1 pseudogene is annotated in these 1370 nt (G+C 67.8%); it reads left to right on the top strand.

The features are described 5' to 3' along the window. Window positions 1-551 precede the first annotated feature (551 nt). Window positions 552-1370, top strand: a pseudogene (locus AB0J08_RS41625) (transposase); the annotation flags it as partial.

The raw sequence follows: 1370 nt of genomic DNA, 5'->3' as shown, positions 1-1370 counted from the left end.
CGGCATACGGTCGGGCAGAAGCGGGAATAGCTCAGGCACTCACGCCCGCAAGGTGAGCAATCCTGGGGGGAATTATGACGGGTGACCGTCACGATGCGGCCGGCCCGACTCGCCGCACCCGGCTCCAGAAGACAACGGCTTGGTTGGCCGCCTGGTACGGCCGCCATCCGGGAACGATCATCATAGGTGGCTTTCTGCTGCTGTTGGCGACGCTGTTCTTACTGGTCGAGTTGACCAACAACAGCTCTGGCGAGCCGTGCCGGCCCAGCAAGGTCTGTGGTTTCGTCCGTTGAGCTTGCCGAACCGGCCAAGTTCCCACCGGGCATCGCCCAGGTCGAGCGTCCACGCCTTTGATCCGCAGTCCCCACGGCCAACGGTCACCCGATCCGTCGGCACCCTGCGGGCCTGAGCGCGGTCCGGATGCTTCTTGGGCATCGAGCACGGGCGGCAGCAGGAGTGGTGGCCGGGCGGGACTAAGGGCGGGTATCGGGCCGTGATCAATCTGCGGGATTCGCCCTCATGGCGAGGCCTGAGCGGGTAGATCATGTCGCGTGACGCGAGTGCAACTGACCGATGCGGAGTGGGAGTTCATCGAGCCGTACCTGCCGGTCGGCGAGTACGGCCCATACCCGGGGCGGCTGCGGCAGCAGTTCGAGGGCGTGATCTGGCGGTTCAAGACCGGAGGGCAGTGGCGGGAGATGCCGTCGGAGTTCGGCGCGTGGTCGACCGTCTCCAATCGCTTCCGGCAGTGGCGTGACGCGGGCGTCTTCGAAGCCCTAATGGAGGGCGCGATCGCGGAGGCCGCGAGGCGGGGAGAAGTGGACTTGTCGCTGGTCAGCGTGGATTCCACCACCGTTCGGGCCCACCACGACGCCGCCGGGATGCACCTGGGCCCCGACGCCCTAGCGGCCCTGGAGAAGGCCGCCGACGAGGCGGAGAAGGCCCGGCAAAAAGGGGCGGCCCGGAGGAACAAGACGGACAGGACGCGGCAGATGATCCAGAACGCGAAGAGCGACGACGTGCCCGGCGGCGGCGCAAGCTCCGCCTGAAGGCCGCGCTGCTCGGGCGCTCTAGAGGAGGGCAGACCAGCAAGATTCATGTTGCCGGCGAACGGAAGTGCCGCCCGCTGGTGTTCGTGCTGACCGAGGGGCAGGCCGCCGACAGTCCGCAGTTCATCCCCGTGCTCAAGAAATTGCGGGTCCGCGGGCCGGTCGGTCGTCCCCGCACCCGACCTGACGCGGTCGCCGGGGACAAGGCCTACTCATCCCGCGGCAACCGCGCCCACCTGCGTCGACGCAGGATCAAGGCCGTCATCCCGGAGAACAGGGACCAGGCCGCCAACCGAAAGAGGAAGGGCAGCGCAGGCGGAC

It is taken from the genome of Kitasatospora sp. NPDC050463 (assembly GCF_040655255.1).
In the GTDB taxonomy this organism is placed as follows: Bacteria; Actinomycetota; Actinomycetes; order Streptomycetales; family Streptomycetaceae; genus Kitasatospora.
The sequence above is the reverse complement of the archived record's forward strand: the minus strand, read 5'-3'. Positions and strand labels throughout refer to the sequence as shown.